Origin of the sequence: Streptomyces sp. CB02414, assembly GCF_001905385.1 — a bacterium.
Taxonomy (GTDB): Bacteria; Actinomycetota; Actinomycetes; order Streptomycetales; family Streptomycetaceae; genus Streptomyces.
Window position 1 is genome coordinate 541,216 of sequence record NZ_LIPF01000007.1, and the last position, 26,243, is coordinate 567,458.

Sequence of the window (26,243 nt, forward strand, 5' to 3'; positions counted from 1 at the left end):
TTAGACAGCGCGTCAAGTTACTGAACCGTAATGAGCATGGCGCTACCCGCGGTAACTCCTGTCCGGTTACCGTCCCGTAACCCCACAGGTGCAGCGCGGCCACGGCCCTGGCCCGACCAGGCCGCGGACGACCGGTTTCCGGCCCTTCCCCAGGAGGTTCGCCATGCCCCCACGTCCACGTACGCTCGCCGCGGCGGTCACCGTCGCGCTCGCCCTCGGCGCCCAGGCCGTCCCCGCCGTGGCGGCCGACGGACCGGCCGCCGCCACGGAAGTCTCCCGCGGCATCGAGATCCCCGCCTTCTACACCCCGCCGGCCGGCCTGCCCGAGGCCGACGGCGCGCTGATCCGCAGCGAGCCGCTGCCCCTGGCACTGAGCCTGCCCGGCCTCGGCGGTCCCCTCCCCGGAGAGGCGACCCGGCTGATGTACAAGTCCACCGACGCCAACGGGGAACCGGTCGCCGTGACCGGCGCCTACATCGAACCGTCCGCCAAGTGGCGCGGCGACGGGCCGCGTCCCCTGGTGGCCGTCGCGCCCGGCACCATGGGCCAGGGTGACCAGTGCGCCGCCTCGATGGCCCTGGAGCACCCGCTGCGGTTCAACGGCGAGACGATCTCGGTGGGTTACGAGGACCTGTCGATCTACCGGCTGCTGCTGCGCGGTGTCGCGGTCGTCGTCACCGACTACGTCGGCCTCGGCACCACCGACCGGCTGCACACCTACGTCAACCGCGTCGACGGGGCCCACGCCGTCCTGGACGCCGTACGCGCCGCTCGTTCCCTCGACTCCGCGTCGGTCACCTCCGGCTCCCGGGTCGGACTCTTCGGGTACAGCCAGGGCGGCGGGGCGACGGCAGCCGCCGCCGAACTCCAGCCGTCCTACGCCCCGGACGTCACTCTGGCGGGCACCTACGCCGGTGCTCCGCCCGCCGACCTGGTCGAGGTCACCGAGGCGATCGACGGCGGCGACCTGGCGGGCGCGCTGGGCTGGTCGCTCAACGGCTTCCTGCAGAGCGAGCCCGCGCTGCGGCCGATCGCCGACCGGTACATCAACCCGGCCGGTGAGGAAGCGCTCAAGGACCTGTCGACGATGTGCGTCGGCGACGCGCTCTTCGCGTACGGCGGCGACAGCAGCACCGCCTGGACGAAGGGCGGGCAGTCGATCGGCGACGTCATCCGGGCCGAACCGGCCCTGCAGGCGTTCCTCGCCGAACAGCGCATCGGCGAGCTGAAGCCCGCCAGTCCGGTACGGGTGGCCACGGGCACCGCCGACGACCTGGTCCCCCACGACCAGTCCCGGCAGCTGGCCGTCGACTGGTGCCGCAAGGGCGCGAAAGTCACCTACGACCCGGTGGTGCTGCCGGGTGTCGGCAGCGGCCTGCTCAACCACTTCGCCCCGCTGCTGGCCGATCAGGGCAAGGCCATCTCCTGGCTCACCGACCGGCTCTCCGGTGAACCGGCCCGCTCCAACTGCTGGAGCATGCCCGTGCAGCCCTGAGCCGCACCGGCTCAGGTGGTGATCGGCTCGGTGTCGCTGCAGTTGGTGAACGGCTTCCACGGACGGCTGCCGTCACTGCCGGGCGCCCCCGCGTAGGCCGGGTTGCCGGTGATCGTCTGGGTGCGCTCCTCGTGGGTGACGTCGATGCCGAACAGCTTGAAACCCGCGTTGAGGGAGCCGGCCGAGACGCCGAAGCCGATGCCGAGCGAGGCGTTCCACCAGTCGGTGTTCACGTCGTAGTCCAGGCTGCTGATCTGTGCCTTGCCGTGCAGCAGGCGGTCGATCGGGCCGGCGTCCGAGGGCAGCGGGCCGACGAGCGAGGACGGTGAGGGGACCCCCTGCTCGGCAGGGTTGTCGCCGCGGCCGCGGATCCAGTCCTCCACCGTCTCGCGGTCCGTGTCGTCGGTGAGGGTGATCTCCGCGATCTCGGTGTGCAGGCGGGTCTCGGTACTGCCTCCGCCGCCGCCGACGTCGATGGTGACGGGGCCGGTGTTGACTCCCGCGCCGACGGTGACGCCGGGGCCGCCCCCGCTCTCCTCACTCGTGGTGATCTTCAGCTTCTGGGGCCGGTGCGGCAGTCCCTCCTCGGTCTCCCGGTCGTAGGCCTCGGCGTCGTAGGTGACGGCGATCTGCTGCATGCGCGTGGCGCCGGTCTGGTCGCCGGCACCGGACTTGCCGCTCATCTCGAAGGTGTAGACGAAGGTGATCTTGCCGGCGTCGGGCCCGGTCTTCGCCCGCATCACCACGACGTCCTTGCTCATGGTGCCGGACAGTCCCTGGAGGGAGCCGTTGCCCATGTCCTTGGTGTCGGGCGCCGAGCCGATCACCGTCTCCTGCGCCTTCTTGATCTTCTCCTCGAGCTCCTTCGGGGAGGCCTTCGGGTTGTTCCTGCGGATCTCGGCGGCGATGTCGTCCTTCAGGGACTTCACCGCCTTGTCGTCCTTGGCGTACTTGCCGCCGAAGCTCACCTCGCCGGAGAGCTCCGTGGTGGTCTTCGTGATGTCGACGTCCGGGGCCTTCTCGGGATCGACGTCCGGCTTCTTGTCGTCCGCGGCGTGGCTGCAGATCATGCCGAGTTCCGCGGACCGGGCTCCCGGTGGACGGCTGCGGCACTTGTGCGCGGCCTTGAGGTACTCGGCGAACTGCTCGGCGTCCGCGAGGTTCGCCTCCAGGTCCGCCTGCGGATCGTCGGAGTCGTGCCCGTTGAACAGCCACCGTCCGCCGCTGCCGCTGCTCCTGACGTAGCTTCCGCCCAGCGAGGCTCCGCCGCCCCAGTTCTTCAGCCCCGGGATGTCCGCGCCGATGCTCGCGGTCACGCCGCCGCCCGTACTGGTGACCCGTTCGAGCATCACGGACCCGTCGGACCACTGCATCACCTTGACCTGCTCGGTGCTGGAAATCTTGATGAACAGGATCTGCACCACGACGGTGTCCTTCGTCTCCTCCGAGGCGAGCAGGCACTTGGCGGGCTGGAAGGGGTCACCGCCCGGCGGGAGCGGTTCGCCGGGGCCGGGGGCGCCCTCGGTGTCGTGCGAACCGCACCCGTCCGTGCCGACGACCCGCTGCACCTGGCACATGATCCGGTCGTCGATCTCCGTCCCGAGGGCGGTGCCCGCGATGGCCAGTACGACGGCGCCGGCCACCGCGACCATGCCCAGGTACTCCACGGCGCTCTGCCCGCCGTCCCGCCCGGCGCGACCGCCCGCGCGCTCCTGCCCCGCCCCGCCGAACAGCGGCACCCCGCGCCTCCCCTGCTCCTCGTCTCCACGTCCGGTGCGGTGACGGTAGGCGGCGCGCGGGGCCCACCGGCAGGGCCCGGGAGCCCATTCGGGCTCCGGGCGGGCCCAAGCCCGGTGTCCGGCGCGGTGCCCGCACGGGCAGCCGCCCGGTGCCGGTCGACCTCGTACGGACGCTGTGGCGTGCGCTCCCACCGCTTGGGCGGCCGCGACCTGGGACGCCCGCGGCCGCAGCGGGCATCGACCGGACCACCGCGCTCCCCGGAGCGGGGGCCCAGGTTCCCGCTCCCTGCGGCAGTCGCTCCGCGTGCGCCGGACGATCACTGCGGCACAGAATTCGCTCAGGCGGAACGTCGTGGAGCGACAGGAAGGCGGCAGCCTGGTGAACGCGAGGCCTGACGGCGGGTCCGGCCCTCTGGGCCGGGTGAAGACGCCGAGTACGGTCGCGCACCTGCCCCGGCAGGTGCGCGAGGAACTGACCCGGCGGCTGCGCCGCAACAAGCGGGCCTTCCGCGAGGAGGACGTCCAGGTCGTCGAGGGACCGCTGCTGAAACGGGCGGTCGGGGCATCCGCCCTCGGGAACTGCATGGAGTGGTTCGACTTCGGCGTCTACAGCTACCTGGCCGCCACCATCGGCAAGGTCTTCTTCCCGGACGCCTCCCCGACCGCCCAGGTCATCTCGTCCTTCGCCACGTTCGCCGCCGCCTTCGTCGTACGGCCCCTGGGCGGTCTCGTCTTCGGCCCGCTCGGGGACCGCGTCGGCCGCCAGAAGGTGCTCGCCACCACGATGATCCTGATGGCGATCGGCACCTTCTCCATCGGCCTGATCCCCAGCTACGCCTCCATCGGCATCGCCGCCCCGATCCTGCTGCTGCTCGCCCGCATGCTCCAGGGCTTCTCCACGGGCGGTGAGTACGGCGGCGCCACCACCTTCGTCGCGGAGTACTCACCCGATCGGCGGCGCGGCTTCCTCTCCAGTTGGCTGGACTTCGGCACCTTCGTCGGCTACGCGCTCGGCTCGGCGCTGGTGACCGTGCTGAACCTGGCGCTGACCGACGGCCAGATGCTCGACTGGGGCTGGCGCGTCCCCTTCCTGATCGCCGGCCCGCTGGGCCTCATCGGCCTGTACATGCGGCTGAAGCTGGAGGAGTCGCCGGCCTTCCAGCAGCAGCTCGACGAGCACGAGAAGAGCCTCGCGCAGGAGTCCGCGGGCAGCGAGTTCAAGACGATCGTCAAGGACCACTGGCGTCCGCTGCTCATCTGCATGGGCCTGGTGCTGCTGTACAACGTCACCAACTACATGGTCACCGGCTACCTGCCCACCTACCAGACCGAGACCCTGGGCCGGTCCAGCGGCTTCGCCGACGTGCTGGTGCTGATCGGCATGGTGTGGATCGTGCTGCTGATCACCTTCCTCGGCCGGCTCAGCGACCACGTCGGCCGCCGCCCGCTCTACGCGGTCGGCGCGGTCGCGATGATCGTCCTCGCCGTGCCGGCCTTCCTGCTCCTCACGGCGGACGGCACCTGGCAGCCGGTCGCCGGGGTGCTGCTCCTGTCCACCCTGCTGGCCTGCTTCGCCGCGCCGAGCGCCGCCACCCTGCCGGCGCTCTTCCCGACCGCCGTGCGCTACGCGGCCATGGGCATCGGCTTCAACTTCGCCGTCGCCGCCTTCGGCGGGACCACCCCGCTGTTCACCGAGGCTCTGGTGAGCATCACCGGCGATGAGCTGATGCCCGCCTACTACCTGATGGTGGCGGGTGTCATCGGCCTGGTGACCGTGCGGTTCCTGCCGGAGAGCGCCCAGGTGCCGCTGCGCGGCTCGCAGCCCATGGTCGGCTCCCGGCAGGAGCAGCGGGAGCTGATCATCACCTCCAAGGACCTCTACAGCTTCTCCAAGGAGCGCTCGGAGGCCCGCTGACGCCCCGCCGGCACCCGGCCCCGGCGGGTCAGCCAGGGCAGGGCGCCCGACCCGACCGCGACTCCGGCGCACACCAGCGCGCTGCCCACGGCCTGCGCGGCGCCGTAGGAGCCGGTGCCGACGAGCGGGGCGGTGCAGGCGGCGGCGACGGGGATCAGGCCGGAGAAGAGGGTGGCGCGCTCGGCGCCGATCCGCTGCATGCCCATGTACCAGCACACGAAGCCGACGACGGTGACCACCGCCGCCTGCCACAGCAGGGCCCCGGCCTCGACCGCGTCCGGTCGCCGCAGCCAGTCCGGACCGTCGATCAGGACCCCGGCCAACGCCGACTCCACCGCCGCGATGCCGCACACCACGGTGGACAGCAGCCGGGGGCCCAGGGGCCGCAGTACGGGCACCGCGAGTACGGCGAAACCGACCTCGCCGACCAGGGCGCACACGGAGAAGGCGATGCCCGCCGCGTCGGTGCGGCCCCAGCCCTGGACGGTGAGGGCGCCCACGGCCACGAACAGCGCCCCGTACAGCACGACGCGCTGCGGCCGGCGCCCGTCCAGGAGGGGGACGACCACGGCGACGACCACCGGGGCGCAGCCGACGAAGACGCCGGGGACCGCCGGTTCCGCGGTGCGTTCGGCGGCGAGCACGGCGAGGTTGAAGCCGACCATGCCGACGGCCGCGAGCAGTGCGAGCCGCAGCCACCGGCCGGCCCCGAGGGTGCGCAGCCGGGCCGTCGCGCCGGTGCCGGCGAACGGGACGAGCAGCAGGAAGGCCAGCGCGTAGCGCAGGAACTGGCCGCCCGCGTACGGATAGTCGCCGAGCAGGCTGTTGGCGGTGAAGGATCCTCCGACGAGGACACAGGCGAGCGCGGCGAGCAGGGCCCCGCGCGTGGTGGTGGCGTTCATGACCACGACGTTAGGAAGCACGGCGGCCCGTCATGGAGTCCACCGGACGGGCTTCATCGGGGACCAATCGGACCGGCAGGCCCTCACACGGGCGTCACGGGTTCTCCACCGCGTGCATGTCACAGGAAATGGGGTAGTCGGAACGTTCCGATGCCAACACATCGGGACAGCAAGGGATTTGACAGTCATGAGACGGTCATGAACCGACTTGGGAGGAAACCGCCAGTGCGCACCATCAAAGTGGCAACCGCTGTGGCGACCGCGAGCGTCTCCGTCGCCTTACTGGCCGGCTGCGGCGATTCCGGTGGCGGCAGCGAACCGTTCGAGGGGCAGAGCGCCGACGACATCGCGGCGAAGGCCGTCGAAGCGACCCAGCAGGCGAAGTCCCTGCACATGAAGGGCGACGTACGCCCGGAGGACGGCGGCACCGTCACCATCGACGTCTCGGTCGACCAGGAGAAGAACTGCGAGGGCACCATCGGCACAGGCGAGGCCCAGGCAGATGTGCGCCACACCGAAGCGACGCTCTACCTGCGCGGTGACCAGCAGTACTGGCAGAACACGCTGGGGCAGCAGCCCGGCGCCTCGCAGCAGATGGCTCAGAAGCTCGACGGCAAGTGGGTCAAGATGCCGGCGAGCGACGCCGCGACCGCCGGGGTCTGCGACAAGCAGGGCTTCATCGCGGCCATGGACGAGGACAAGTCCGAACGCCAGGGCATGAAGCGCGACGGCACGACGGAGGTCGGCGGCGAGGAGGCCCTGAAGCTGACCAAGAAGACCTCCGGCGGCGAGACCCTCGCCCTGTACGTCGCCACGGAGGGCGAGCCGTACATCCTGAAGAGCACCACCGAGGGCGGCAAGAGCCCCGGCAGCGTCACCTTCAGCGAGTACAACGAGCCGGTTCAGGCCGAACAGCCGCCGGCCGACCAGACGGTCGACCTGAAGGAACTCGCCGGCGAGCAGAAGGCCTGACGCCCCTTCAGGCGCCCTTCCCCGTCTCCCCGCCCTCCCGGTCCGAGGCCGGCCACACATAGGGCAGGTCGTCGGGGACGCCGGGGAACAGACCGGCGTACGCCTCCGGGTCCTTGCGCACCAGCGCCGACCGGTGGCTGCGGTGGAAGGCCTCGTCACCGAGCCAGGGCGGCAACTCACCGGCCCCTGCCAGCTCCTCCTGGTCCCGCACCGGTTCGCCCGGGCGGCACGCGGCGAGTCCGGCGACGAGGGAGGCCGCGACGCCGTCCTGGTGCCCCTGCTCCCGCCAGACGCGGCAGATCTCCAGGCCGTACCGGACGAGGGCCTCCTCGTACCCCGTCCACATGCGCACGGCCGGGTGCCGGCGCCAGCCGTAGCCCGGCACGGTCAGGCCGCGCAGCACCTGGAGCGCCTCGACCCGCTGCTTGCCGAGCCGGCGGCGGTCCAGGGCGAGCGCCGACTCCCGGAATCCGGGGTGGGGGAGGAAGGTCTGCATGCCGGTCCTGCTCCGTTCAGCCGGGGAACTCGCCGCGCTCGCGCAGGTGTCTGCGGCGTTCGGCGTAGGCGAGGTCGTCGCGCCACAGGCGGCCGGCGGCGGCGCGCATCAGGGGGCGCAGGGCCGGTGCCAGGCGGCGGGCCACGGGGAATCCCGGCCGGTCCGAGGTGGCCAGCACCGCCTCGGTGACCGCGGTGCGCGGCCTGCCCCGCTCGTCCGGGCCCAGCGGCGTGGCGTGGCTCTCCACGACGGACCCGGTGCCCTCGCCGTCGGTGATGCGCATGACGACGGTGCGAGGTCCGGGCGCGGTGAACTCGGCGCGCACGGGCACGACGAGACGGCCGGTGAGCCGGAAGGACACGTCCACGACGAAGCGGTCGTCGTCCTCACCGGGCACCTCGACGACGGTGAGGTCCACGAAGGAGTACGGGTGGAACCACGCGCCGTGCCAGGGGTCGAGCCGGTTGGCGACGACGTCCTCGGGGTCGCAGACGCCGACCCCGCGCCACACCGACGTCAGGGCCGTCGCCCGCGCCGGTCTGACGGGGACGACGGGGGCGGAGGTGGGCGTCTCCTTCCCGGCGGTGTCCAGCCTTACCCACACCAGTACGCCGTCGTCGTGGACCGGCAGCGGCTCCCAGCCGGCGAACGGGGAGCCGTCCAGGGCGAGTCCGTGCCAGTGGCACACGAGCGTGCCGCACCGCACCGGGCTGTCCGCCAGGGGGGCGCCGAGGTGGGGGCAGGCGCCGGGACCGCCCACCAGTCGGCCGTCGGCGTCCCGCCAGACGACGACCTCGGCGCCGGCGACCTTGCCGGACAGCGGACGGTCCGCTCGTACGGCGGTGCTCGCGCCGAGGACGTACCAGTTGCCGGAGGGGCGGGCCAGGGCGCGCTTGAGGGCTTGGGCGATGAGGGCGGGGCGGGCCTCGCGCCAGGTGGGGCGCTGATGCTGCCAGGGGACGGCGCGGCGGCGCAGCCGCAGGGGGTAACGGCCCTTGCGGGGGCTGGGCGGGTCCTGCCTCATCCGGCCTCCTTCGCGGAGCAGGCGTCGTGCCGGGCCGGCACCGGTGGCGTCCGGTGCGCGGCGGCCCCCAGCCGGGCGGCGGCCACGCGGGCGAGCCCGTCGGCTGCGACCGCCGCGCGCCGGCGGCGGGACACCACCGCGCGCCGGTGCAGTACCGCGTACCCGCTCCGGGCGACGGCGTCCAGGATGTCGCGGTAGAGCACGTACGCGGTGCGGATGCAGGGCCGGGCCACCGGGTCCAGTATGGCCAGTCCGGGGGCGGCCTCGCGGTAGACGCCGCGGGTGAGGTCCTCGGCGGCGCGCAGGGCGGCGGTGACGCGGGCGTCGGGGCGGCCGGTCCGTCTGCTCCACAGCAGCAGGTCCCGCTGGACGCCGTGCGCGGCCAGCAGGTCCGCCGGGAGGTAGATCCGTCCCCGGTCCAGGTCCTCGCCGACGTCGCGCAGGAAGTTGGTCAGCTGGAAGGCGACGCCCAGCGCGGCGGCGTGCGGCGCGGCGTGGGCGCGGGCGGTGACGGTGCCGAGGACGGGCAGCATCTGGAGGCCGATGACGGCGGCCGAGCCGTGCATGTAGGCGCGCAGGTCGGCGTAGGTGGCGTAGTCGGTGACCGTGAGGTCGCTGCGCATCGAGGCCATGAAGTCGGTGAAGTGCGCCGGGTCGATGGCGTACCGGGCGGCCGTGTCGGCGAGGGCGCGCACCACGGGTTCGGTGGTGGGCCGGGCGCCGCCGGTCAGCGCCTGCCGCAGCTCGTCCTCCAGCCGGGCGAGGGTGGCGGCGCGCTCGGCGGTGGTCGCCCCGTCGCCCATGTCGTCGACGATGTCGTCCGCCCACCGGGCGAAGCCGTACAGGGCGTGCACGGCGGGCCGGCGGTCGACGGGCAGGAGGCGGGTGGCGAGGAAGTAGGTGCGGCCGTGGCGGGCGTTGAGGCGCCGGCAGTGGCCGTAGGCGGCGCGCAGGGCCGGGTCGGTGATGCCGGCGGCGTCCAGTTCGCGGCGGGTCATCGGCGTCCGCCCCTCGCCGCCGTGCGGCGTCCGGGTGTCCCGGTGATGCGCGCGGCGGCCAGCTTCCCGGAGAGGAGCACGGTGGGCACGCCGACCCCCGGGGTGGTGCCGCAGCCCGCTAGGACCGCGTTGTCGGTGCCGCGCATGAGGTTGCGTGGCCGGAAGGGTCCCGTCTGGGCGAAGGTGTGGGCGACGGAGAAGGGGGTGCCGGCGGCGTGCCCCTGGGCGGTCCAGTCGGCGGGTGTCACCAGGCACTCCTCCTCGATCGCGGCGGCGAGGCCGGTCAGCCCCCGGCCTTCGAGGGTGGCGAGCAGCCGGTCGCGGTAGCGGGGGGCGAGGTCGGTCCAGGCGCGGGCGTCGGGGCCGATATCGGTGTTGGGGCAGGGGGCGAGGACGTAGTGGAGGTGCCGGCCCTCGGGGGCGAGGGCCGGGTCGCTCGCAGTGGGCCGGGTGACCAGCAGGGACGGGTCGCTCATCAGGGTGCCGGTCCTGGTCAGTTCGTCGAAGGTGCGGCGCCAGGCGGTGCCGAAGGAGAGCGTGTGGTGGGCGAGGTGCGGCCAGGTGCGGCTGGTGCCCGCGTGCAGGACGACCGCGGAGGGGGCGTGGCGCAGCGCGACCGGACGGCGCGGGCGGCGGCCCAGCAGTCGGTGGACGACGGGCAGGTCGGGGGTGAGGACGACGGCGTCGCACGGGATGCGTTCGCCGGCGGTGACGACCGCGGTGATCCGGGAGCCGGACCGTTCCAGCCGGGTGACGTCCTGTCCGAGGCGCAGGTCGGCCCCGGCTCCGGCCGCGGCGGCGGCCATGGCGCGGGGCAGGGCGTGCATGCCGCCGCGCGGGAAGTACACGCCGGCCACGGTGTCCATGTAGGCGATCACGGCGTAGGCGGCCAGGGCGCGGGCCGGTGCGACACCGGCGTACAGGGCCTGGAAGGAGAAGACCCGCTTCAGCCGTTCGTCCGCCAGGAACCGTCCGATGCGCGCGTCCAGCCGGCCGAAGCCGCCGAGGGCGGCGAGCCGGGCCAGGTCCGGGGTGAGCAGGCCGAGCGGCGAGTCGAAGTTGGCGTCGATGAACCGGCGCATCTGTACGGCGTGCAGCCGCGTCAGCCAGGTGCGCAGCCTCCGGTACCCGGCCGCCTCCCGGGCACCGGCGAAGCGTTCGACCTCGGCCTCCATGGCGGCGGCGTCGGTGTGCACGTCGAGGGTGCCGCCGTCGGCGAAGCACGCCCGGTAGGCGGGGTGCAGGGGCAGCAGTTCGACGTGGTCGGCCAGCCGGTCGCCGACGGCCGCGAACGCCTCGTCGGCCAGGTGGGGCATGGTGAGCACGGTGGGGCCGGTGTCGAGACGGTAGCCGCCGAGGTCGCGCCGTCCCGCGCGGCCGCCGGGCAGCGGGTCGCGTTCGACGACGGTCACCCTCCGTCCGGAGCCGAGCAGGTGCAGGGCGGCGGCGAGGCCGGCCAGCCCCGCCCCGACGACCACGACGTGGTCGGTGCGGCCGGTCACCGTCCGCGTCATCGCGGGCCCCCGTCCGCGCGGGGCCGGTCACGCGGCTGGTCCGTGCCGCCGTCGGGGGTGGTGGGGCGCATCCGGGTCCTCTCGTCGTCGGCTGCGGCACGGGCCGTGCCGGGTGCGTGGTGCTGTGGGTGTTTCGGCCGGACGGTGCGCCGCGGATGCATGCACCGTGCGTCCCCGGCCACGGCCCCAGGGAAGTGACTCGGCGTCATCCCTTCCCCCGCCGCTTGTGGCGCGACGCCGCCCGGGGCCCCTTCACGCCCCGCAGTCACCCGTGCGGCGGGTGTCCGGCGCCCGGTGGGTACCCGCGCCGGGGCGATTCAGCGCGCCGTGCATCCGCGGGCGGCAGGGGGACGGAATACTCCGCCGGGCCGGGTGGGAGGCGCACCGGGCGGACGGGAAGGAGGCGGACGTGGTGGACGCGGACATCGTGGTCGTCGGCGCCGGCGCCGCGGGTCTCTCCCTGGCGCACCGGCTCCTGGCGGACGCGCCGCGCGGCGCGGCTCCCTCCGTGCTCCTGATCGATCCGCCGCCCGGACCGCTGCGCCCGCCGCCCCGCACCTGGTGCTTCTGGGAGACGGGTCCCGGACGCTACGACGCGGCGGCGACGGCGTCCTGGGAGTGGCTGCGGGTGCGCGGCCGGGACGGGGCCGTCGTCCGGCGGCACATCGCGCCGGCGCGCTACAAGATGGTCCGCTCGGACGACTTCGAGGCGCTGGTGGACCGGGACCTGAAGGACCGGCCGGGGTTGCGGCGGCTCGAGGCAACGGTCGGCACGGTGACCACGCCGGCCGACGGGACGGCCCGCGTCCCGGCCACGGACGCCAACGGCGCACGCGTCGACCTGCGCGCCCGCTGGGTCTTCGACTCCCGCCCGCCCGAGCGGCTGCCGCCCGCCCGCTCCCTGCTGCTCCAGCACTTCCGCGGCTGGTTCGTCCGCGCCGAACGGCCGGTCTTCGACCCGGCGGTGGTCGACCTCATGGACTTCCGTACCCAGCAGCCGGAGCACGGGCTGTCCTTCGGGTACGTCCTGCCGACGGGGCGGCACACCGCGCTGGTCGAGTACACGGAGTTCGGGCCGGCACCGCTGCCGTCCGACGCGTACGACCGGGCCCTGGCGGACTACACGCGCCGCATCCTGCGCACCGGTGACGTCCAGGTGCTGTCGACCGAACAGGGGGTGATCCCGATGACCGACGCGGTGTTCGAGCGGCGGGTGGCGGGCTCCGGTCCGGTCTTCCGGATCGGCGGCGCGGGCGGGGCGACCCGCGCGGCCACCGGCTACACGTTCGCCGCCGTGCAGCGGCAGTCCGAAGCCGTCGCCCGTGCCGTGCGCGCGGGCCGCCGCCCGGTGCCGCCGCCCCCGCACCCGGCGCGGGCCAGGCTGATGGACGCGGTGCTGCTGCGGGCACTGGACACCGGCCGGGTGGACGGCCCCGACCTGTTCTTCCGGCTGTTCGACCGCGTACCCGCCGGGCGGCTGCTGCGCTTCCTCGACGGGCGGTCCCGGTTGTACGAGGACCTCGCGGTCGGGGTGCGCACTCCCGTGCTGCCGATGCTGCGGACGGCGGCCGAATTGCCGTGGCTGCCGCGCCGCCCCCTGCCCGACCGCCGAGAAAGCTGACCCAGAGACACGTCCCGGGAGTGACCGATGCCCTTGCTGCGCGACGCCGCGCTCACCGACGCCTTCGACCACGGCGCCGGCCGCTACGACCGTCTGGTCGCGCTCAACCCGGGCTACCACGCCCAGTTGCGCCGCTCCGCCCGCCGGCTCGGCCTTCCGGACGGCGGCGCGGGCCGCCGGGTGCTGGACCTCGGCTGCGGCACGGGCGCGTCGACGGCGGCGCTGGCCGCTGCCTTCCCCGCCGCCGAGATCGTCGGGGTGGACGCCTCGGCGGGCATGCTGGAAAGCGCCCGGGCCAAGCGGTGGCCGGCGCGGGTGCGGTTCGTGCACGCCCCGGCGCAGGAACTGCGCCGGGCCGGGGTGCACGGCCCGTTCGACGCGGTGCTCGCCGCCTACCTCTTCCGGAACCTGACCGATCCGGACGCCGTCCTGCGTTCGGTGCGCGGTCTGCTGGCGCCCGGGGGGAGGCTGGCGGTGCACGAGTACGCGCTCGGCGGGCGGCGCGCGGACCGGCTGGTGTGGGACGCGGTGTGCCGGGGCGTCATCCTGCCGCTCGGCACGGCCACCGGCGACCGGGCCCTGTACCGGCACCTGTGGCGCAGCGTCGCCGCATTCGATACGGCGCCGGCCTTCGGCGCGCGGCTGGGCCGGGCCGGTTTCGCGGACGTGCGGGTGCTGCCGCTGCCCGGCTGGCAGACGGGCATCGCCCACACGTTCGTCGGCCGCCGGGCCGGCGTGGAGACGGACGGTGCGCGGTGAGGCGACGCGACGGGATGCGGCCGCCTGGCCGGGACCGGCGGGCGCGGGCGCTCCTGCCCCGGCCGGGACGGGAGCGGGTGGCCGGTGATCCGCCGTCCGTGGCGGTGGTCGGCGGGGGCATCGCGGGGCTCGCGGCGGCGACCGCACTGGCCGAGCGCGGGGTGCGGGTGGTGCTCCACGAACGCGAACCGGTGCTCGGCGGACGGGTCTCCGGCCGGCCGGTCACGCTGCCCGACGGCACGCCCGCCACGATGAGCCGCGGCTTCCACGCGTTCTTCCGCCAGTACTACAACCTGCGGGGGCTGCTGCGCCGCTGTGATCCGACGCTGGGCATGCTGACGGGCCTGCCGGACTACCCGCTGCAGCACAGCAGCGGGCTGCGCGACGGATTCCGCCGGGTGCCGCGCACTCCCCCGCTGAGCGCGCTCGGCTTCGTCGCCCTGAGCCCCAGCTTCGGCCTGCGCGACCTGCTGGCCCTGCGGCCGTCCGCGGCCCTGCCCCTCCTGGACGTCAGCACCAGCGGTGTCCACGAGCGCCTGGACGACGTGAGCGCCCACGACTTCCTCGACAGCCTCCGCTTTCCCGCCGCCGCACGGCACCTGGCCTTCGAGGTGTTCTCCCGCAGCTTCTTCGCCGACCCGCGGGAGCTGTCGGCCGCGGAGATGGCGCTGATGTTCCACATCTACTTCCTCGGCTCCAGCGAGGGACTGCTGTTCGACGTCCCGCGCGAGCCGTTCCCGCAGGCCCTGTGGGACCCCCTCGAGGGACACCTCGCCCGGCTGGGGACCGAGGTGCGCACGAGCACGCCCGTGCGGTCCGTCCGGCCCGCTCCGTCCGGCGGTCACCTGGTGGCCGACGACGCCGGTGTTCGATCGTACGACGCCGTGGTGCTGGCCCTGGACACCGGTGGCCTGCGCGGGCTGGTGGACCGGTCGCCGGAGCTGGGCGACGCGGCCTGGCGGGAGAGGGTGGCGCGGCTGCGGAACGCGCCGCCGTTCCTGGTCTCCCGGCTGTGGCTGGACCGTCCGGTCGCGTCCGGCCGGCCCGGGTTCCTCGGCACCGGCGGGTACGGCTCTCTGGACAACGTCAGTGTGCTCTCCCGGTGGGAGGGCGAGGCGGCCCGCTGGGCGGCGCGCACCGGAGGGTCCGTCGTCGAACTCCACGCCTACGCCGTGCCGGCGGCGGCCGTCCGGGAGGTCGAGGAGAAGCGGGTGGTCGAGCAGTTGTACCGGGTGTATCCGGAGACCCGTCGGGCGCGGGTCCTGGCCGCGCGGCACGAGTGGCGGGACGACTGCCCGCTGTTCACCGTCGGCGGCTACCGCGACCGCCCGACGGTGCGTACCCCCGACCCGTCCGTCGTGGTCGCCGGGGATCTCGTCCGCACCGGCCTGCCCGTCGCCCTGATGGAACGGGCCGCCACCTCCGGCTTCCTCGCGGCCAACGCCCTGCTGGAACGGTGGGGGGTGCGCGGCGAGACGCTGTGGACGGTGCCCGACCGGGGGCGGTCGGCGCCGCTGCGCGCCCTGGCACGGCGATTCGGAGGCCCGCCGCGCTGACGCCCGCGGTGCGCGTCGCCGCGGCGACATCGCGCGGCTCCGCCGCGTGGGCGTGACCGGTCACGACGAACCCGTGGCGGGTGCACGAGCGGCTGGACGGCAAGCACCCGGTGCCGTACCACCGCCGGGCCGTCGGGACACCCGCCCGCCCGGGCGGACCGTCACCGGCCGGCCCGCCTCGTGGCGGTAGCGTCCGCCGCACCCCGCGACACTACGCCTCGTGGTCCGCCGCGCCGCCCGCGCCGAGCGGGCCGGTCGGGTTCATCGCCCCCTCGGCCTCCAGCCGGGGCAGGTCGCGCCGGGCGACCCGCAGGACGACGGGTGGCAGGGCGCTGCGTCCCGCCTGGGCCAGACGCAGCCAGCGGGGCACGTACACGGCGGTGCTGCGGCGTTCCACGGCGCGGACCAGCCGGGCGGCGACCATGTCCGCCGGGAAGGTGCGCCGCGCCGGTGCCGGCATGTGGGCGCGCAGTTCGCGCAGGACCGCGTACCGGTCGGCGTCGCGGATCATGTCGGTGTCGATCCAGTTGAGGTAGGCGATGCCCACGGCGACTCCGTGGTGGGCGACTTCGGCGCGCAGCGAGTGGGTGAACGCCTCCACGCCCGCCTTGGAGGCGCAGTAGGCGCTCATCATGGGCGCGGAGCCGAGTGAGGCCAGCGAGGCGACCTGGAGGTGGTATCCGGCGGTGCGGCGCAGGTCCGGGAGGAAGGCGCGGGCCGTGTGGGCGCTCCCGGTCAGGTTCACGTCGACGACGCGGCGCCACTCGTCCGGGTCCGACGTGGCGAACGGTCCGCCCAGCGCGATGCCGGCGTTCGCGACGACGACCGACGGGGGCCCGAGGCGCCCGCGCACCTCGCGGGCTGCCGCGTCCAGCGCGACGGGGTCGGTCACGTCGGCCCCGACGGCGAGCGCCGGGGTGGGCAGGGACGCCGCCAGGGCGTCCAGGAGCGGTTTCTCGTGGCCGAGCAGGGCGAGCCGGGCGCCCCGGAGCGCACAGGCGCGGGCGAGGGCGGCGCCCAGTCCGCGGGCGGCGCCGGTCACCACGACGGTGCGGTTGCTGAGGGGACTGTCGGTCACCGGCCGGCCCTTTCCTCGGGATGCGCGGGGAGGTTCACTTCTTGTCGCCGGTGCGGTCGCGGCGGGTCAGGGCGCGCTGCACCCGCGTGAGGTCGGCGAACCGGTGCCTGTGCAGGGCGGCGCGGGCGGCGTTGGCGCCGGGCGCCCCGTGCACCCCCCCGCCCGGGTGGGCGCCCGCGGAGGCGAGGAAGAGGCCGGCCACCGGGGTCTCCGGCCGCCCCGTGCCGGGCACCGGCCGGAAGACGAGCTGCTGGTGCATGGCGGTGGTGCCGCCGTTGATGGCGCCGCCCTCCAGGTTGGCGTCCAGGGCCTGGAGCGTCGGCGGGGCCAGGACGCGGCGGGCCCGGATCAGCGCGCGGAAGCCGGGCGCGAAACGTTCCACCTGGCGTTCGACCCGGTCGGCCATGAGTTCCCGCTCCCTGGCGTCCCAGCTACCGGTGATGCCTTCCTCGCCCGCGTCGGCCCGGATGTCGTGGGGGACGTGGGTGTAGGCCCAGGCGGACTCGGTGCCGCTCGGCGAGCGGACCGGGTCCGTGGTCGTCATCTGGCCGAACAACGCGAAGGGACGGTCGGGGACCTGCCGCATGGCGATCTGGGCGGCGAACCGGGTCAGCTCGTCGAGACCGTCGGCCAGGTGCACGGTTCCGGCCCGGGCCGCGTCCTCGCACCGCCACGGCACGGGGCCGTCCAGCGCCCAGTCGACCTTGAAGGTGGCGAAGTCCCACTGGAAGCGGCGCAGGTCGGCGAGGACCTGGTCCGGCAGGTGCTCGGGGGCGACGAGATCGCCGTAGAGCGCGGGCACCGACACGTCGGCGAGGACGGCGCGGCGGGCGGCGACCGTCTCGCCGCCCGCCGTGCGGACGCCCACCGCGCGCCGGTCGCGGACCACGACCCGTTCGACGCGCTGCCCGCAGCGCAGGGTGCCGCCGCGGGAGCGCAGCCGGTGGACCAGGGCGGCGGTGAGGGCTCCCGAGCCGCCCAACGGCACCGGGAAACCGTAGGTCTGGCCGAGCATCGACATCAGCCAGCCGAAGCCGCCGCTCCCGGCCGCCTCGGGTGCGAGATCGGCGTGCAGCGCGTTGCCGGCCAGGAGCAGTCTGCCGCCCTCGCCGCGGAACTCCTCCTCGCCCATCCGGCGCACCGGCAGCACCAGGGTGCGGGCCAGTCGGAGGCCCCCGCCGCCGCGCAGCCGCAGGGCCAGCCGGGCGCCGGCCCGGACCGGGGGGAAGGGCGTGAAGAGGGCGTCGAGGATGTCGGCGCGGTAGCGGTCCCACACCGCGTGCAGGCGGTCCCAGGCGGCGCCGTCGCCTGGTGCGAAGGCGTCGAGGGAGGCGGCGGTGACGGCGACGTCGCGGTCGAGGACGGCGCAGGTGCCGTCGGTCAGGGGGTGGGCGAGGACGTGCGGGGCGTGGGCCCAGCGCAGTCCGTGGTCCCGCAGCCGCAGTCCGGCCAGGACCGGGGAGGCGGCGGCGAGCGGGTAGAAGGAGCTGAACAGGTCGTTGACGAAACCGGGGGCGACCTCGCTGTCGTGGCGCACGCCGCCGCCCGGCTCGGGCTGCTCCTCCAGGACCTCGACGCTCCAGCCGGCGTCCGCCAGCAGGTTGGCCGCCACCAGGCCGTTGGGCCCCGCCCCGACGACGACCGCGTCAGGCACGGCCGGTTCCCGTACCGAGGTCCACGGACCCGGCCGTGTCGCCCGGGTCCGGACGGCACCCGTCGCCGCTTTCGCAGAGCTTCGCCAGCCTGGCGAGCATCGCGCGGTGCCGCACCTGGATCAGCGCTTCGACGCCCACGTTGTGCACGAAGCCGCCGGGGCCGCGCAGCGGGTGTTCGTCGACGATGACCAGGCACTGCTCGCCCCAGGGGCGCAGCTCGATGGCGATGCGTGCGGTGCCGAGCCGGCCCGCCTTGGCCTCGATCTCCAGCTCGGAGCCCGCCACGCAGCGCCTGACGACCGACTCGTTGTTCAGCCGCAGCGGCCCGAGCCGGACCTCGTAGGCGATCGTCGCGCCGACCTGCGGCCACTGTCCGCTCCTCGGGGTGACGTCCGACGGACCCACCACCCACTCCACGTACAGGCCGCCGTCCGCGAGGACGTCCCACACCGCCTGGGGACTCGCCTGAATCAACCGATGCCGAACCGCCACGCGTGCCTCCCGCGCCGATGGACCGTCACTGCAAGGACGCAGCACTGAGTGCCCCGCCTGCGACGGACCAACCGACTTGCCGGGCTGCCGCGCGAAGGTCCCAGGAAAGACCCTGCATTGGCATGGACCTGATCTCCCCTTCCTGGCTAAGCTCGGAGCGACCCCGATGAGAGCGCTCTCAGACACGCGGTTGTTCCACCCATCAGTTCCACCCCCACCTTGCTGGAACGACGAAGGGCAACTCCCGTGAGACGCAGCAGACTCAGGCTCCTCGGCCTGTCCACGCTCCTCGTGCTCGGCGGCCTCACCGCGACCGGCACACTGCCGGCCTCGGCGGCCGGCTCCCCCACCGCCCCCGACCGGGAACCGGCCGCCTCCGCCGGTCTCCTGGACGCCATGCAGCGGGACTTCGGTCTCACCCGGGCCGAGGCCGAGGACCGGCTCGTGGCCGAACGCCGCGCCACCGGCCTCGCTCCCGAGGCACGCCGGGCCGCCGGGGACGCGTTCGGCGGCTCCTGGTTCGACGCCGGCCGCGGGCGGCTGACGGTGGCCCTCACCTCGGACGCGTCGCCCACGACGGTCCGGGCGGTGGCCGCCACCGGTGCGCACGTGCGCACCGTCGAGCACAGCGCGCGGCAGCTCGACGCGGCCAAGGACCGCATCGACCGCCTCGACGCCCCCGCGGGCGTCAGCAGCTGGCACGTCGACCCGGCCGCCAACTCCGTGGTCGTGGACGTGGTCCGGGGCGAGCGGGCCGACAACGATGTCCGCCGCTTCGTGGACCGGGCCCGCGAGGCCGGGCCGGTCACGGTGCGCACGGTGGCCTCGGCACCGGCCACCTTCGCGGCCGGCACGGTCGGCGGAGACCCGTACTACACCGGGAACGTCCGCTGCTCCATCGGCTTCTCGGTGCACGGCGGCTTCGTCACCGCCGGGCACTGCGGCGGTGTGGGAGGGGCGGTCCGCGGCTGGGACGGCTCGCACATCGGGACGTTCCAGGGCTCGTCCTTCCCGGGCAACGACTACGCCTGGGTCAGCGTGGGCAGCGGCTGGTGGACCGTGCCGGTGGTCCTCGGCTGGGGCACGGTCTCCGACCAGCTGGTGCGCGGTTCGAACGAGGCTCCCGTGGGCGCGTCGGTCTGCCGCTCCGGCTCCACCACTCACTGGCACTGCGGCACCGTGCTGGCCAAGAACGAGACGGTCAACTACAGCCAGGGCGCGGTGCACCAGATGACGAAGACCAGCGTCTGCGCCGAGGGCGGCGACTCCGGCGGCTCCTTCATCAGCGGCGACCAGGCGCAGGGCGTCACCTCGGGCGGCTGGGGCAACTGCTCCAGCGGCGGGGAGACCTGGTTCCAGCCCGTCAACGAAATACTCAACCGCTACGGGCTGACCCTGCACACCGCCTGACCCCCTCGGGGGCGGCACCGCAGCTCCGCCGGGTGACCGGCGGGGCTGCCGGTGAGTCGGCGCGGGGCTCAGAAGCCCCCCGGCCCGGCGCCCCCGTCCGGTGCCTCGGGGCCGGTCGCCGTGGCCAGCCGGCGGTAGGCGGCCCGTGCGTGCGCCAGGCGGGCCAGCGCCGTGCCGACGAGGGCCGCGCCGAGCAGGCAGGCCAGCCAGAGCGCGTCCCGCCGCCCGGCCCACGTGAGGGTGCCGGCCGGCGGGATGGCGAAGCCGTTGAGCGACAGCCAGCACAGGAGGGCCGTGCCGGGAGCGGCTGTGAACCGGGCGCAGAGCCCGAGGAGCGCCGCCAGCAAGGAGAGCAGGGCCAGGGCGAGTCCCGGACGGCCGTACCCCACGGTGCCGTTGATGAGCGCCACCAGGGCGAGGGCGCCGCCGAAGGCTCCCGCCCACACCAGCGGAGCAGCGACCGGCCGGGGGACGGGTCTGGGACCGCTGCCCAGAGGCACCCACTCGATCATGCTGACGGCTCCTTCCGGTCCCGGACGGCTCCGACCACGGCATCGGACACCGGCCCTGCGGGCAGATTGTCCCACCGGGACGCGGGGCGGTGTACCGGGCGCCGGGTGCCGGCCCTATCGGTCGGCTTCCGCGCGTGGTGCGGACGCGGCCGCCGCGGACACCGCCGGTTCACCCGCCTGCGCGTCCTCGCCGGACCGTTCGCCGTGCGGCCGGGCCGCCGTCCGCGCCCCGGGAAGCAGCCGGCCGGCGGACCGCAGCCAGCCGGCGAGCACGTGGGCCCGTCCCGCGACGATGGGGCCGAGCACGGCGAGGACGAGGACGTATCCGGCGATGAAGGGGGCGAGCCGCCCGTCGAGTCCGGCGCCCGCGGCCATAGCGGCGAGGATCAGCGCGAACTCCCCGCGGGCGACCAGGGTGGTGGCGATCTCGGCGGCGGGCTGGGCACCGTAGTCGTACACGCGGGCGACACACAGCCCGGCGACGACGTTCACGAGGACGGTCAGTGCGGCCGCCGCGGCGACCGGACCGGCGACGGAGGCGATGTCGCCGGGGTCGATGGCGAGCCCGAAGGCGAAGAAGAAGATGGCGGCGAAGGCGTCGCGCAGCGGGTGCACCAGTTCCCGGATGCGTGGCCCCGACGGGGTGCCGGCGAGGATGAGGCCGACCATGAAGGCGCCGATGGCGTCGGCGACGCCCAGGACCTCGGAGACACCGGCGACGAGCACCGCGGCGCCGAGGAAGCTGATGACGAGCAGTTCGTTGTCGCGGGTCGCGATCAGGCGGCCCACCAGCCGGGTGCCGTAGCGGGCGGCGGCGGCCAGCACCAGCAGGAAGCCGAAGGCCTTGCCGGCCTGGAGGGCCATGTCCGCGACGCCGTGGGCGCCCGCGATGACCGGTTGCAGGGCCGCCAGGTACAGCGCGAGGAAGATGTCCTCGACCACGATGACGCCCAGGATCAGACGGGTCTCGGGGCGCCCGATCCGGCCGAGGTCGATGAGGATCTTGGTGACGATCGCGGACGAGGATATGCCGAGCACGCCGGCGAGCACCAGCGCCTCGCGCACGCCCCAGCCCAGGACGAACCCGAAGCCGAGCCCGGCACCGACGTTCAGCAGCAGATAGATGCCGCCCGCGGTCAGCAGCCGTTTGCCGCCGCTCCTGAGGTCGTCGAGGTGGAACTCCAGGCCCAGGTAGAAGAGCAGCAGCACCAGTCCGAGCGCGGAGAGCATCTCGAAGTCGTGCGCGTCCTCGACCAGGACGAAGCCCGGTGTGTGGGGGCCGAGCAGGATGCCGGCGAGCATGAACAGGGGAATCGTCGGAAGTCCGATCCGGCCGCCGAGGCGGGCGAGGAACGCGGCGGCCAGGAAGGCACCGCCCATGGCGAGCAGGGTGTCAGCGTGTCCCACGGGTCACCGCCTTCGACCGTGCGGAGGGTCGGCAGGGCTTCACTTGACGGGGATGGATGCGGGTTCTCCTTCGTCTGTGACGCGTCGTCTGTCGTACCGCCGGACGTCGTCGGCCGGCACCGTGACACCACTCCTGGGCCGGACGGGCGCAGGCCGGCCGGGCCGCGACGCGTGCGGGCGGACGGGCGCCCGGACCCGGACCGTGCCCCACGGCCGTACGCACCGATGACCACCGGCCGCGCCGGCACTCGGGGTGCGGACGGCACACCCGGAACGGACCACGCGGCAACGCCCGCGAACGACGGGCGAGATGGGGGCCTTCTTCCCCGATGGGGCTTCCTTCCCCGATGGGGCTTCCTTCCCCCGCAACCCTCCCCGGCCCCCGGACAGAGCCCCCGGGGCGCGGCATCGCCCAACGGTCGCACGCCGGGCCGGCGGGCGGCCATCGGGGACGGCACCCATAACCCGCCGCGGCCGACACCCATCGTGGGCGGCGGTACGCACTGCCCTGCGGCACGGGAGGGCGTGCCGCGGCCGACTCGGGGATCCCGGCCGCGGCACACCCTGCGGCCCCGGCGCGGGAGGACTGCGCGCCCGGGCACGACGTGCGACTGCCCCGGACGGAGACCCCGACACTGCACCAGGCGAGTGATCGTCACGGCCGTCAACCGCCATGAGGTCCGGAACCCTTTCGACTGACAGCCACCGCCCGGCGGGCTGTCACGTCCCCATTCCTTCGGCCGGTTCTCCATGATCGTGGGCGAATCCCCCGTCTCCCCTCCGGAAGGTTTGCCTTGCCATGACCTCCCCCGCCGCCCGCGTTTCCGGCGTGGAATTGCCGCCGGTCTTCTGCCCATTCGAGTCCGCCATTCATCCCCGGGTCCGGCAGGTCGAGAAACAGGCCGTGAAATGGATCGACGACAGCGGAATGTGCGCCTCGGAGCGCGAGCGGGCCTGGGCGGTGGCGACGCACAGCACCGACTTCTTCGCCCGGTTCGCACCGGTCGCCGAGGAGGAGCGGCTGCTGGCGGCGGCCCTGTGGGTGTACTGGGGTTTCGCCTTCGACGACGCACGGTGCGACAGCGGTCCGCTCAGCAGCCGCCCGGCCCAGTTCAACGCGCTGGCCGGCCAGGTGCAGCGGGCCTGCGAGACGGATTCGGCCGTGGGCTCGGACCGCTTCGTCGGCGCCCTTCAGGACATCATGCGCCGCTTCCGCGGCTTCGCCCCGCCCACGCAGGTCAGCAGGTTCGCGCACGCCCACCGCGCCTGGCTGTCGGGGGTGGCCTGGCAGATCGGCAACCAGGCGGCCGGCCGCATGCCGGACCTGGACGACTTCCTGACGATGCGACTGCTGTCGTCGGGCGGCGAGCCCACCTTCGCCCTGCTGGAACTGGCCACCGGTGCGCAGGTCCCAGGTTCTGAGCTGCACCGCCCGGCCGTCCGCGCGCTCACCGAGATGGCCATCCTCGTGGCCGCCCTGGACAACGACGGGCACTCCCTGCGCAAGGAACTCGGCGGCGGGGAGGCCGACCAGAACGTCTACACGGTGCTGATGCACGAACTGTCCTGCCCGCTCGAGGACGCCGTACGGGCGGCCACCGGCCTGCGGGACCGCGTCCTGCTGCGCTTCATCGAGCTGCACGACCGGGTCCGGCCGACCGCCGGAGAGGACCTGCGCACATATCTGGGCGGGCTCACGTACGGCATCCGCGGCAACAACGAGTGGGGGCTGCGGGTGCCGCGGTACATCCGCAGCGGGTACTGGCTGGACGAAATGGACGACACGCTGCTGACCTGGGCCGACGAGCCGTCCGACACCCGCCCGGGGCCGGTGGAGGGCGCCCCGGCCATCGCCTGGTGGTGGGACGCGGACCTCTCCTGACGCCCGGACGGGTGCGGTCGCCTCAGCGCGCCGAGGCCAGGTCGAGCGTCCACCAGGGCCCGCCGGAGCCCTTCGCCCGGCCGACACCGGCATGGGTGTAACGGCAGGTGAGGAGGATGTCGCGGTGCGGGGCGCTGCGCATCCAGACGGTCACGGCGGCCTCGGCGGTGTCCGACCCGGCGGCGACGTTCTCGCCGGCCGAGCCGACCCGGTACCCGGCGGCCCGCATCCGGTCGGCGGGGCTGCTGCCGTCGGTTCCCGTGTGGGTCAGCCGACGGGTGCGGGCCATGGCGCTGCTGTGCTTCTGCGCGGCCCGGTCGAGCGCCCTGTGCAGCCGCACCGGGGAGCAGCCGGCCTGCTTCCGCTGCCGGTTGACGGCGTCGACCATGCGCTCGTCCGCCGCGCCGGAACCGCCCTTGTGCGGGCGGGAGGCGGACGAGTCCGAGGCGGACTGGCCGGGCGCGGGCTGCCACCGGCCCGGTTCGGGCACCGGCCACAGCGGCGCCCGGTAGGGGGTGGGCGGCGTCGGTGGGGGCGGTGGTCCGGCCCAGGCGGCTGTCTGGACCACGTGAAGTGCGGTGAGGACCGCGCAGAGGACGAGCGCCGGCCGCCGCATCCTGGTCATATTCTTTATCGCCTTTCTTTTTCCAGCTGGTGTATCCGGCAACTTCATTCGAGGGAACACGGCCTTTTACGGCGACACGGTGAGACGGAACTGGCTAGCATTGCAACCGTTCACGCCCCCTCTCCTTTTTTGATTCCTTTCGGAGGTATTTCATGTCGTTGAAGCTGCGCCGCGCCGCCGTGGTGTCGCTGGCCGCGCTGGCCCTGACGGCGGGCGGGGCCGTGTCGGCCGCCGGTGCCGCCGAGGCGTCGGCTCCGGCCGTCGCCTCGCTCGGCCCCGACGGCGGCGGCCACGGGTCCCGGGGCGGCCACGAGCCGCCGCTGCACTTCGGCCCGTTCGAGATCCCGAAGTTCGGCAGCGTCTCCGGCGGCTTCTCCTGGGGGCTTGCGCGCTAGCGCGGCCGGGCAGCGGCAACACCCGGATGAGGGCCGTCGGTCGACGGCCCTCATCGTCGTTTCAGCGTGGCGGCGCTGGCCACGAGCACCAGCACCACGCACACGAGGATCAGCACCGCGTCGCGGACGAACAGTCCGGTGACGCCCGTGTGCGTGGCGGCCTCGCCCGCGGCCTGCACGGCGTACGTCATCGGCATCGCCCGGGCCACGGCCGCCAGCGCGCCGTGCATCTCGTCGCGCGGCACGAACAGTCCGCAGACCAGGAACTGGGGCAGGACACCGGCCGGCAGGAACTGCACCGCCTGGAACTCGTTGCGGGCGAAGGCGCTCACCAGCAGTCCGAGGGCCAGACCCAGCAGGGCGCCGAGCATCGCGATGACCATCAGCAGGTAGGCGGGTCCCTTGATGTCCAGGCCCAGCGGGCCCACCGAGAGCAGCGTGGACAGCACGGCCTGGAGCAGCGCCAGGAACGCGAAGGCGAGGCTGTAGCCGAGGACGATGTCCAGCCGCCGGACCGGCATCGTCAGCAGGCGCTCCGCGGTGCCCGAGGTGCGCTCCCGCAGCGTCGACACGGAGGCCACCAGGTACATCACGATGACCGGGAAGATGCCGAAGACCTGGGGTCCGACGCGTTCGAAGGTCTCCTCGGAGTCGTGGAACATCAGCTTGAGCAGCACCATGAGCATGCAGGGGATGCCCAGCAGGAGGGCGGTGCTGCCGCGGTCGCGCGAGATCTGCTGCAGCACCCGCACCGCGGTCGCGGTGATGATGCCGGGCGAGAACGGCAGCCGGTCGGTCAGGTGAGTGACAGTCATGTGAGGGAGTCCGCAGCGAAGAAGGTGCGCTCGGCGTCGGGCGCGCCGGGCTGGTCGAGCAGATGGGGCGACAGGCCGTCGACGGCGTCGTGCCGCCGGGCCGCCCGCGCCTCCGCCGCCGCCGCGGCGCGTACGAGGTGCAGGAACGCCTCCTCGACCTCGGCGCAGCCGGTGTGCTTCAGCAGGCTGTCCCGGTCGGCGCTGGCGAGGAGCCGGCCGGAGCGCATCAGGAGCAGCCGGTCGCAGCGGTCGGCCTCGTCCATCACGTGGCTGGACACCAGGAGTGTGGTGCCCTCCTCGGCCAGCCGCTGGAACACCAGCCACAGCTCCCGGCGCACCATCGGGTCGAGGCCGACGGTGGGCTCGTCCATCACGAGCAGGTCGGGCCGGTTCAGCAGAGCCACCGCGAGGGAGACCCGCGAGTACTGACCGCCCGACAGCCGGGCGACCGGCTGGTCCGCGTACGCCACCAGGTCCACCTCCTTCACGACGCGGACCACGGCGTCCTCCCGGCGCCAGCCGCGCATGCCGAGGGCGGCGGCGAAGTACCGCAGGTTCTCCAGCACCGTCAGGTCGGCGTACACGGACGGTGCCTGGGTGACGTAGCCGACGCGGGTGCGCAGCGGCCAGGCGCCCGCCGAGTGGCCGAGCACCTGGACGTGCCCGGCGTTCGGCTGCTGTACGCCGACCACGCAGCGCAGCAGGGTGGTCTTGCCGCATCCGCTCGGGCCGAGCAGGCCGACGATGCGGCCGCGGGGAAGGGTGAAACTGACGTTGCGCAGCACCGGCCGGGTGCCCCGGGTCACGGTCAGCCCGTAGGCGGCCACGGCCGGGAGGTCGCCCGGGGGCGCTGCGCTGTGCTCGGTGGTCTGCACGGCTCCACTGTGTTTCGTCGGATCGGGGCCGCGGCGGACGGCCACGGCGCGGCCGGGGCGAGGGAACGGAGCGGTCATCGCCAGGACAACGGTCCGTCCGGCCCGA

Annotated in this window: 23 protein-coding genes; 9 read left to right on the plus strand and 14 right to left on the minus strand. The window is 74.2% G+C overall.

Features of this window, described 5'->3' with window-relative positions; translation table 11 throughout:
• Positions 1 to 163: 163 nt before the first annotated feature.
• Positions 164 to 1,495: a lipase family protein gene (locus AMK11_RS24885; protein ID WP_073730235.1), complete on the plus strand. Its 1,332-nt coding sequence runs from the start codon at positions 164 to 166 to the stop codon at positions 1,493 to 1,495.
• 11 nt (positions 1,496 to 1,506) lie between these two features.
• On the opposite strand, the gene AMK11_RS38210 is transcribed toward AMK11_RS24885, so the two are convergent.
• A complete protein-coding gene (locus tag AMK11_RS38210; protein ID WP_073730236.1) occupies positions 1,507 to 3,234 on the minus strand; it encodes a hypothetical protein in 1,728 nt (575 codons plus the stop codon).
• A gap of 379 nt (positions 3,235 to 3,613) precedes the next feature.
• Here AMK11_RS38210 and proP point away from each other — a divergent pair, with 379 nt between their 5' ends.
• Positions 3,614 to 5,149 carry a glycine betaine/L-proline transporter ProP gene (proP, locus tag AMK11_RS24895; protein ID WP_241847071.1) on the plus strand — a complete coding sequence of 512 codons (1,536 nt, stop codon included), beginning with the start codon at positions 3,614 to 3,616 and terminating at the stop codon, positions 5,147 to 5,149.
• On the opposite strand, the gene AMK11_RS24900 is transcribed toward proP, so the two are convergent.
• The gene (locus AMK11_RS24900) at positions 5,113 to 6,051 is read right to left on the minus strand and encodes a DMT family transporter (RefSeq protein ID WP_073730237.1); all 939 of its coding nucleotides are present in this window, start codon (positions 6,049 to 6,051) and stop codon (positions 5,113 to 5,115) included. The genes proP and AMK11_RS24900 overlap by 37 nt on opposite strands.
• Positions 6,052 to 6,276: 225 nt before the next feature.
• Between AMK11_RS24900 and AMK11_RS24905 the strand changes: the two genes are divergently transcribed.
• A complete protein-coding gene (locus AMK11_RS24905) occupies positions 6,277 to 7,023 on the plus strand; it encodes a hypothetical protein (protein ID WP_073730238.1) in 747 nt (248 codons plus the stop codon).
• 7 nt (positions 7,024 to 7,030) lie between these two features.
• Here AMK11_RS24905 and AMK11_RS24910 read toward each other — a convergent pair whose 3' ends face one another.
• The 4 genes from AMK11_RS24910 to crtI are packed head-to-tail and all read right to left on the minus strand — an operon-like array spanning position 7,031 to position 11,055.
• Positions 7,031 to 7,519 carry an MSMEG_6728 family protein gene (locus AMK11_RS24910; RefSeq protein WP_073730239.1) on the minus strand — a complete coding sequence of 163 codons (489 nt, stop codon included), beginning with the start codon at positions 7,517 to 7,519 and terminating at the stop codon, positions 7,031 to 7,033.
• Positions 7,520 to 7,535: 16 nt separating this feature from the next.
• A complete protein-coding gene (locus AMK11_RS24915) occupies positions 7,536 to 8,543 on the minus strand; it encodes a DUF5914 domain-containing protein (protein WP_073730240.1) in 1,008 nt (335 codons plus the stop codon).
• Positions 8,540 to 9,541, minus strand: a complete 1,002-nt coding sequence (locus tag AMK11_RS24920) for a phytoene/squalene synthase family protein (protein ID WP_073730241.1) — start codon at positions 9,539 to 9,541, stop codon at positions 8,540 to 8,542. The genes AMK11_RS24915 and AMK11_RS24920 overlap by 4 nt, the downstream gene beginning before the upstream one ends.
• Entirely contained in the window at positions 9,538 to 11,055 is a 1,518-nt protein-coding gene (gene crtI, locus AMK11_RS24925) for a phytoene desaturase family protein (protein WP_073730242.1), read from the minus strand. Before crtI ends, AMK11_RS24920 begins: the two co-directional genes overlap by 4 nt.
• 409 nt (positions 11,056 to 11,464) lie before the next feature.
• Between crtI and AMK11_RS24930 the strand changes: the two genes are divergently transcribed.
• The 3 genes from AMK11_RS24930 to AMK11_RS24940 are packed head-to-tail and all read left to right on the plus strand — an operon-like array spanning position 11,465 to position 14,991.
• Positions 11,465 to 12,676 (plus strand): lycopene cyclase family protein, encoded by a 1,212-nt coding sequence (locus tag AMK11_RS24930; RefSeq protein ID WP_073730243.1) that lies wholly within the window; start codon positions 11,465 to 11,467, stop codon positions 12,674 to 12,676.
• 27 nt (positions 12,677 to 12,703) lie between these two features.
• A complete protein-coding gene (locus AMK11_RS24935) occupies positions 12,704 to 13,435 on the plus strand; it encodes a methyltransferase domain-containing protein (protein ID WP_073730244.1) in 732 nt (243 codons plus the stop codon).
• Positions 13,436 to 13,449: 14 nt separating this feature from the next.
• On the plus strand, positions 13,450 to 14,991 hold the full coding sequence (locus tag AMK11_RS24940) for an NAD(P)/FAD-dependent oxidoreductase (protein WP_073730245.1): 1,542 nt from the start codon (positions 13,450 to 13,452) through the stop codon (positions 14,989 to 14,991).
• Between the two features lie 211 nt (positions 14,992 to 15,202).
• Here AMK11_RS24940 and AMK11_RS24945 read toward each other — a convergent pair whose 3' ends face one another.
• The 3 genes from AMK11_RS24945 to AMK11_RS24955 are packed head-to-tail and all read right to left on the minus strand — an operon-like array spanning position 15,203 to position 18,216.
• Positions 15,203 to 16,069, minus strand: a complete 867-nt coding sequence (locus tag AMK11_RS24945; protein WP_073730246.1) for an SDR family oxidoreductase — start codon at positions 16,067 to 16,069, stop codon at positions 15,203 to 15,205.
• Between the two features lie 34 nt (positions 16,070 to 16,103).
• Positions 16,104 to 17,723: a phytoene desaturase family protein gene (locus AMK11_RS24950; RefSeq protein ID WP_073730247.1), complete on the minus strand. Its 1,620-nt coding sequence runs from the start codon at positions 17,721 to 17,723 to the stop codon at positions 16,104 to 16,106.
• Entirely contained in the window at positions 17,716 to 18,216 is a 501-nt protein-coding gene (locus AMK11_RS24955; RefSeq protein WP_073730248.1) for an SRPBCC family protein, read from the minus strand. Before AMK11_RS24955 ends, AMK11_RS24950 begins: the two co-directional genes overlap by 8 nt.
• A gap of 246 nt (positions 18,217 to 18,462) precedes the next feature.
• On the opposite strand from AMK11_RS24955, the gene AMK11_RS24960 reads away from it, so the two are divergent.
• Entirely contained in the window at positions 18,463 to 19,626 is a 1,164-nt protein-coding gene (locus AMK11_RS24960) for a S1 family peptidase (RefSeq protein WP_073730249.1), read from the plus strand.
• Between the two features lie 68 nt (positions 19,627 to 19,694).
• Here the strand turns inward: AMK11_RS24960 and AMK11_RS24965 are convergent, their stop codons facing one another.
• Both AMK11_RS24965 and AMK11_RS24970 read right to left on the minus strand, forming a co-directional pair.
• Entirely contained in the window at positions 19,695 to 20,138 is a 444-nt protein-coding gene (locus AMK11_RS24965; RefSeq protein WP_073730250.1) for a hypothetical protein, read from the minus strand.
• Between the two features lie 114 nt (positions 20,139 to 20,252).
• Positions 20,253 to 21,545, minus strand: a complete 1,293-nt coding sequence (locus AMK11_RS24970; protein WP_073730251.1) for a cation:proton antiporter — start codon at positions 21,543 to 21,545, stop codon at positions 20,253 to 20,255.
• A gap of 799 nt (positions 21,546 to 22,344) precedes the next feature.
• Here AMK11_RS24970 and AMK11_RS24975 point away from each other — a divergent pair.
• Entirely contained in the window at positions 22,345 to 23,427 is a 1,083-nt protein-coding gene (locus AMK11_RS24975; protein WP_079187672.1) for a terpene synthase family protein, read from the plus strand.
• A gap of 22 nt (positions 23,428 to 23,449) precedes the next feature.
• Here AMK11_RS24975 and AMK11_RS24980 read toward each other — a convergent pair whose 3' ends face one another.
• Positions 23,450 to 24,052, minus strand: a complete 603-nt coding sequence (locus AMK11_RS24980) for a CAP domain-containing protein (protein ID WP_158070998.1) — start codon at positions 24,050 to 24,052, stop codon at positions 23,450 to 23,452.
• A gap of 152 nt (positions 24,053 to 24,204) precedes the next feature.
• Between AMK11_RS24980 and AMK11_RS24985 the strand changes: the two genes are divergently transcribed.
• Entirely contained in the window at positions 24,205 to 24,447 is a 243-nt protein-coding gene (locus AMK11_RS24985) for a hypothetical protein (RefSeq protein WP_073730253.1), read from the plus strand.
• Positions 24,448 to 24,497: 50 nt separating this feature from the next.
• On the opposite strand, the gene AMK11_RS24990 is transcribed toward AMK11_RS24985, so the two are convergent.
• Both AMK11_RS24990 and AMK11_RS24995 read right to left on the minus strand, forming a co-directional pair.
• Entirely contained in the window at positions 24,498 to 25,262 is a 765-nt protein-coding gene (locus AMK11_RS24990; RefSeq protein WP_073730254.1) for an ABC transporter permease, read from the minus strand.
• Complete coding sequence (locus AMK11_RS24995) at positions 25,259 to 26,089, minus strand: ABC transporter ATP-binding protein (protein ID WP_073730351.1); 831 nt, start codon at positions 26,087 to 26,089, stop codon at positions 25,259 to 25,261. The genes AMK11_RS24990 and AMK11_RS24995 overlap by 4 nt, the downstream gene beginning before the upstream one ends.
• Positions 26,090 to 26,243 lie beyond the last annotated feature (154 nt).

Bases quoted from the DNA above. Each gene is read 5' to 3' on its own strand.
- AMK11_RS24940 (WP_073730245.1), top strand. From the start codon at position 13,450: ATGCGGCCGCCTGGCCGGGACCGGCGGGCGCGGGCGCTCCTGCCCCGG.
- AMK11_RS24920 (WP_073730241.1), bottom strand. From the start codon at position 9,541: ATGACCCGCCGCGAACTGGACGCCGCCGGCATCACCGACCCGGCCCTG.
- AMK11_RS24990 (WP_073730254.1), bottom strand. From the start codon at position 25,262: ATGACTGTCACTCACCTGACCGACCGGCTGCCGTTCTCGCCCGGCATC.
- crtI (WP_073730242.1), bottom strand. From the start codon at position 11,055: ATGACGCGGACGGTGACCGGCCGCACCGACCACGTCGTGGTCGTCGGG.
- AMK11_RS24965 (WP_073730250.1), bottom strand. From the start codon at position 20,138: ATGATCGAGTGGGTGCCTCTGGGCAGCGGTCCCAGACCCGTCCCCCGG.
- AMK11_RS24980 (WP_158070998.1), bottom strand. From the start codon at position 24,052: ATGACCAGGATGCGGCGGCCGGCGCTCGTCCTCTGCGCGGTCCTCACC.
- AMK11_RS24915 (WP_073730240.1), bottom strand. From the start codon at position 8,543: ATGAGGCAGGACCCGCCCAGCCCCCGCAAGGGCCGTTACCCCCTGCGG.
- AMK11_RS24910 (WP_073730239.1), bottom strand. From the start codon at position 7,519: ATGCAGACCTTCCTCCCCCACCCCGGATTCCGGGAGTCGGCGCTCGCC.
- AMK11_RS24885 (WP_073730235.1), top strand. From the start codon at position 164: ATGCCCCCACGTCCACGTACGCTCGCCGCGGCGGTCACCGTCGCGCTC.
- AMK11_RS24900 (WP_073730237.1), bottom strand. From the start codon at position 6,051: ATGAACGCCACCACCACGCGCGGGGCCCTGCTCGCCGCGCTCGCCTGT.
- AMK11_RS24985 (WP_073730253.1), top strand. From the start codon at position 24,205: ATGTCGTTGAAGCTGCGCCGCGCCGCCGTGGTGTCGCTGGCCGCGCTG.
- AMK11_RS24935 (WP_073730244.1), top strand. From the start codon at position 12,704: ATGCCCTTGCTGCGCGACGCCGCGCTCACCGACGCCTTCGACCACGGC.
- AMK11_RS24975 (WP_079187672.1), top strand. From the start codon at position 22,345: ATGACCTCCCCCGCCGCCCGCGTTTCCGGCGTGGAATTGCCGCCGGTC.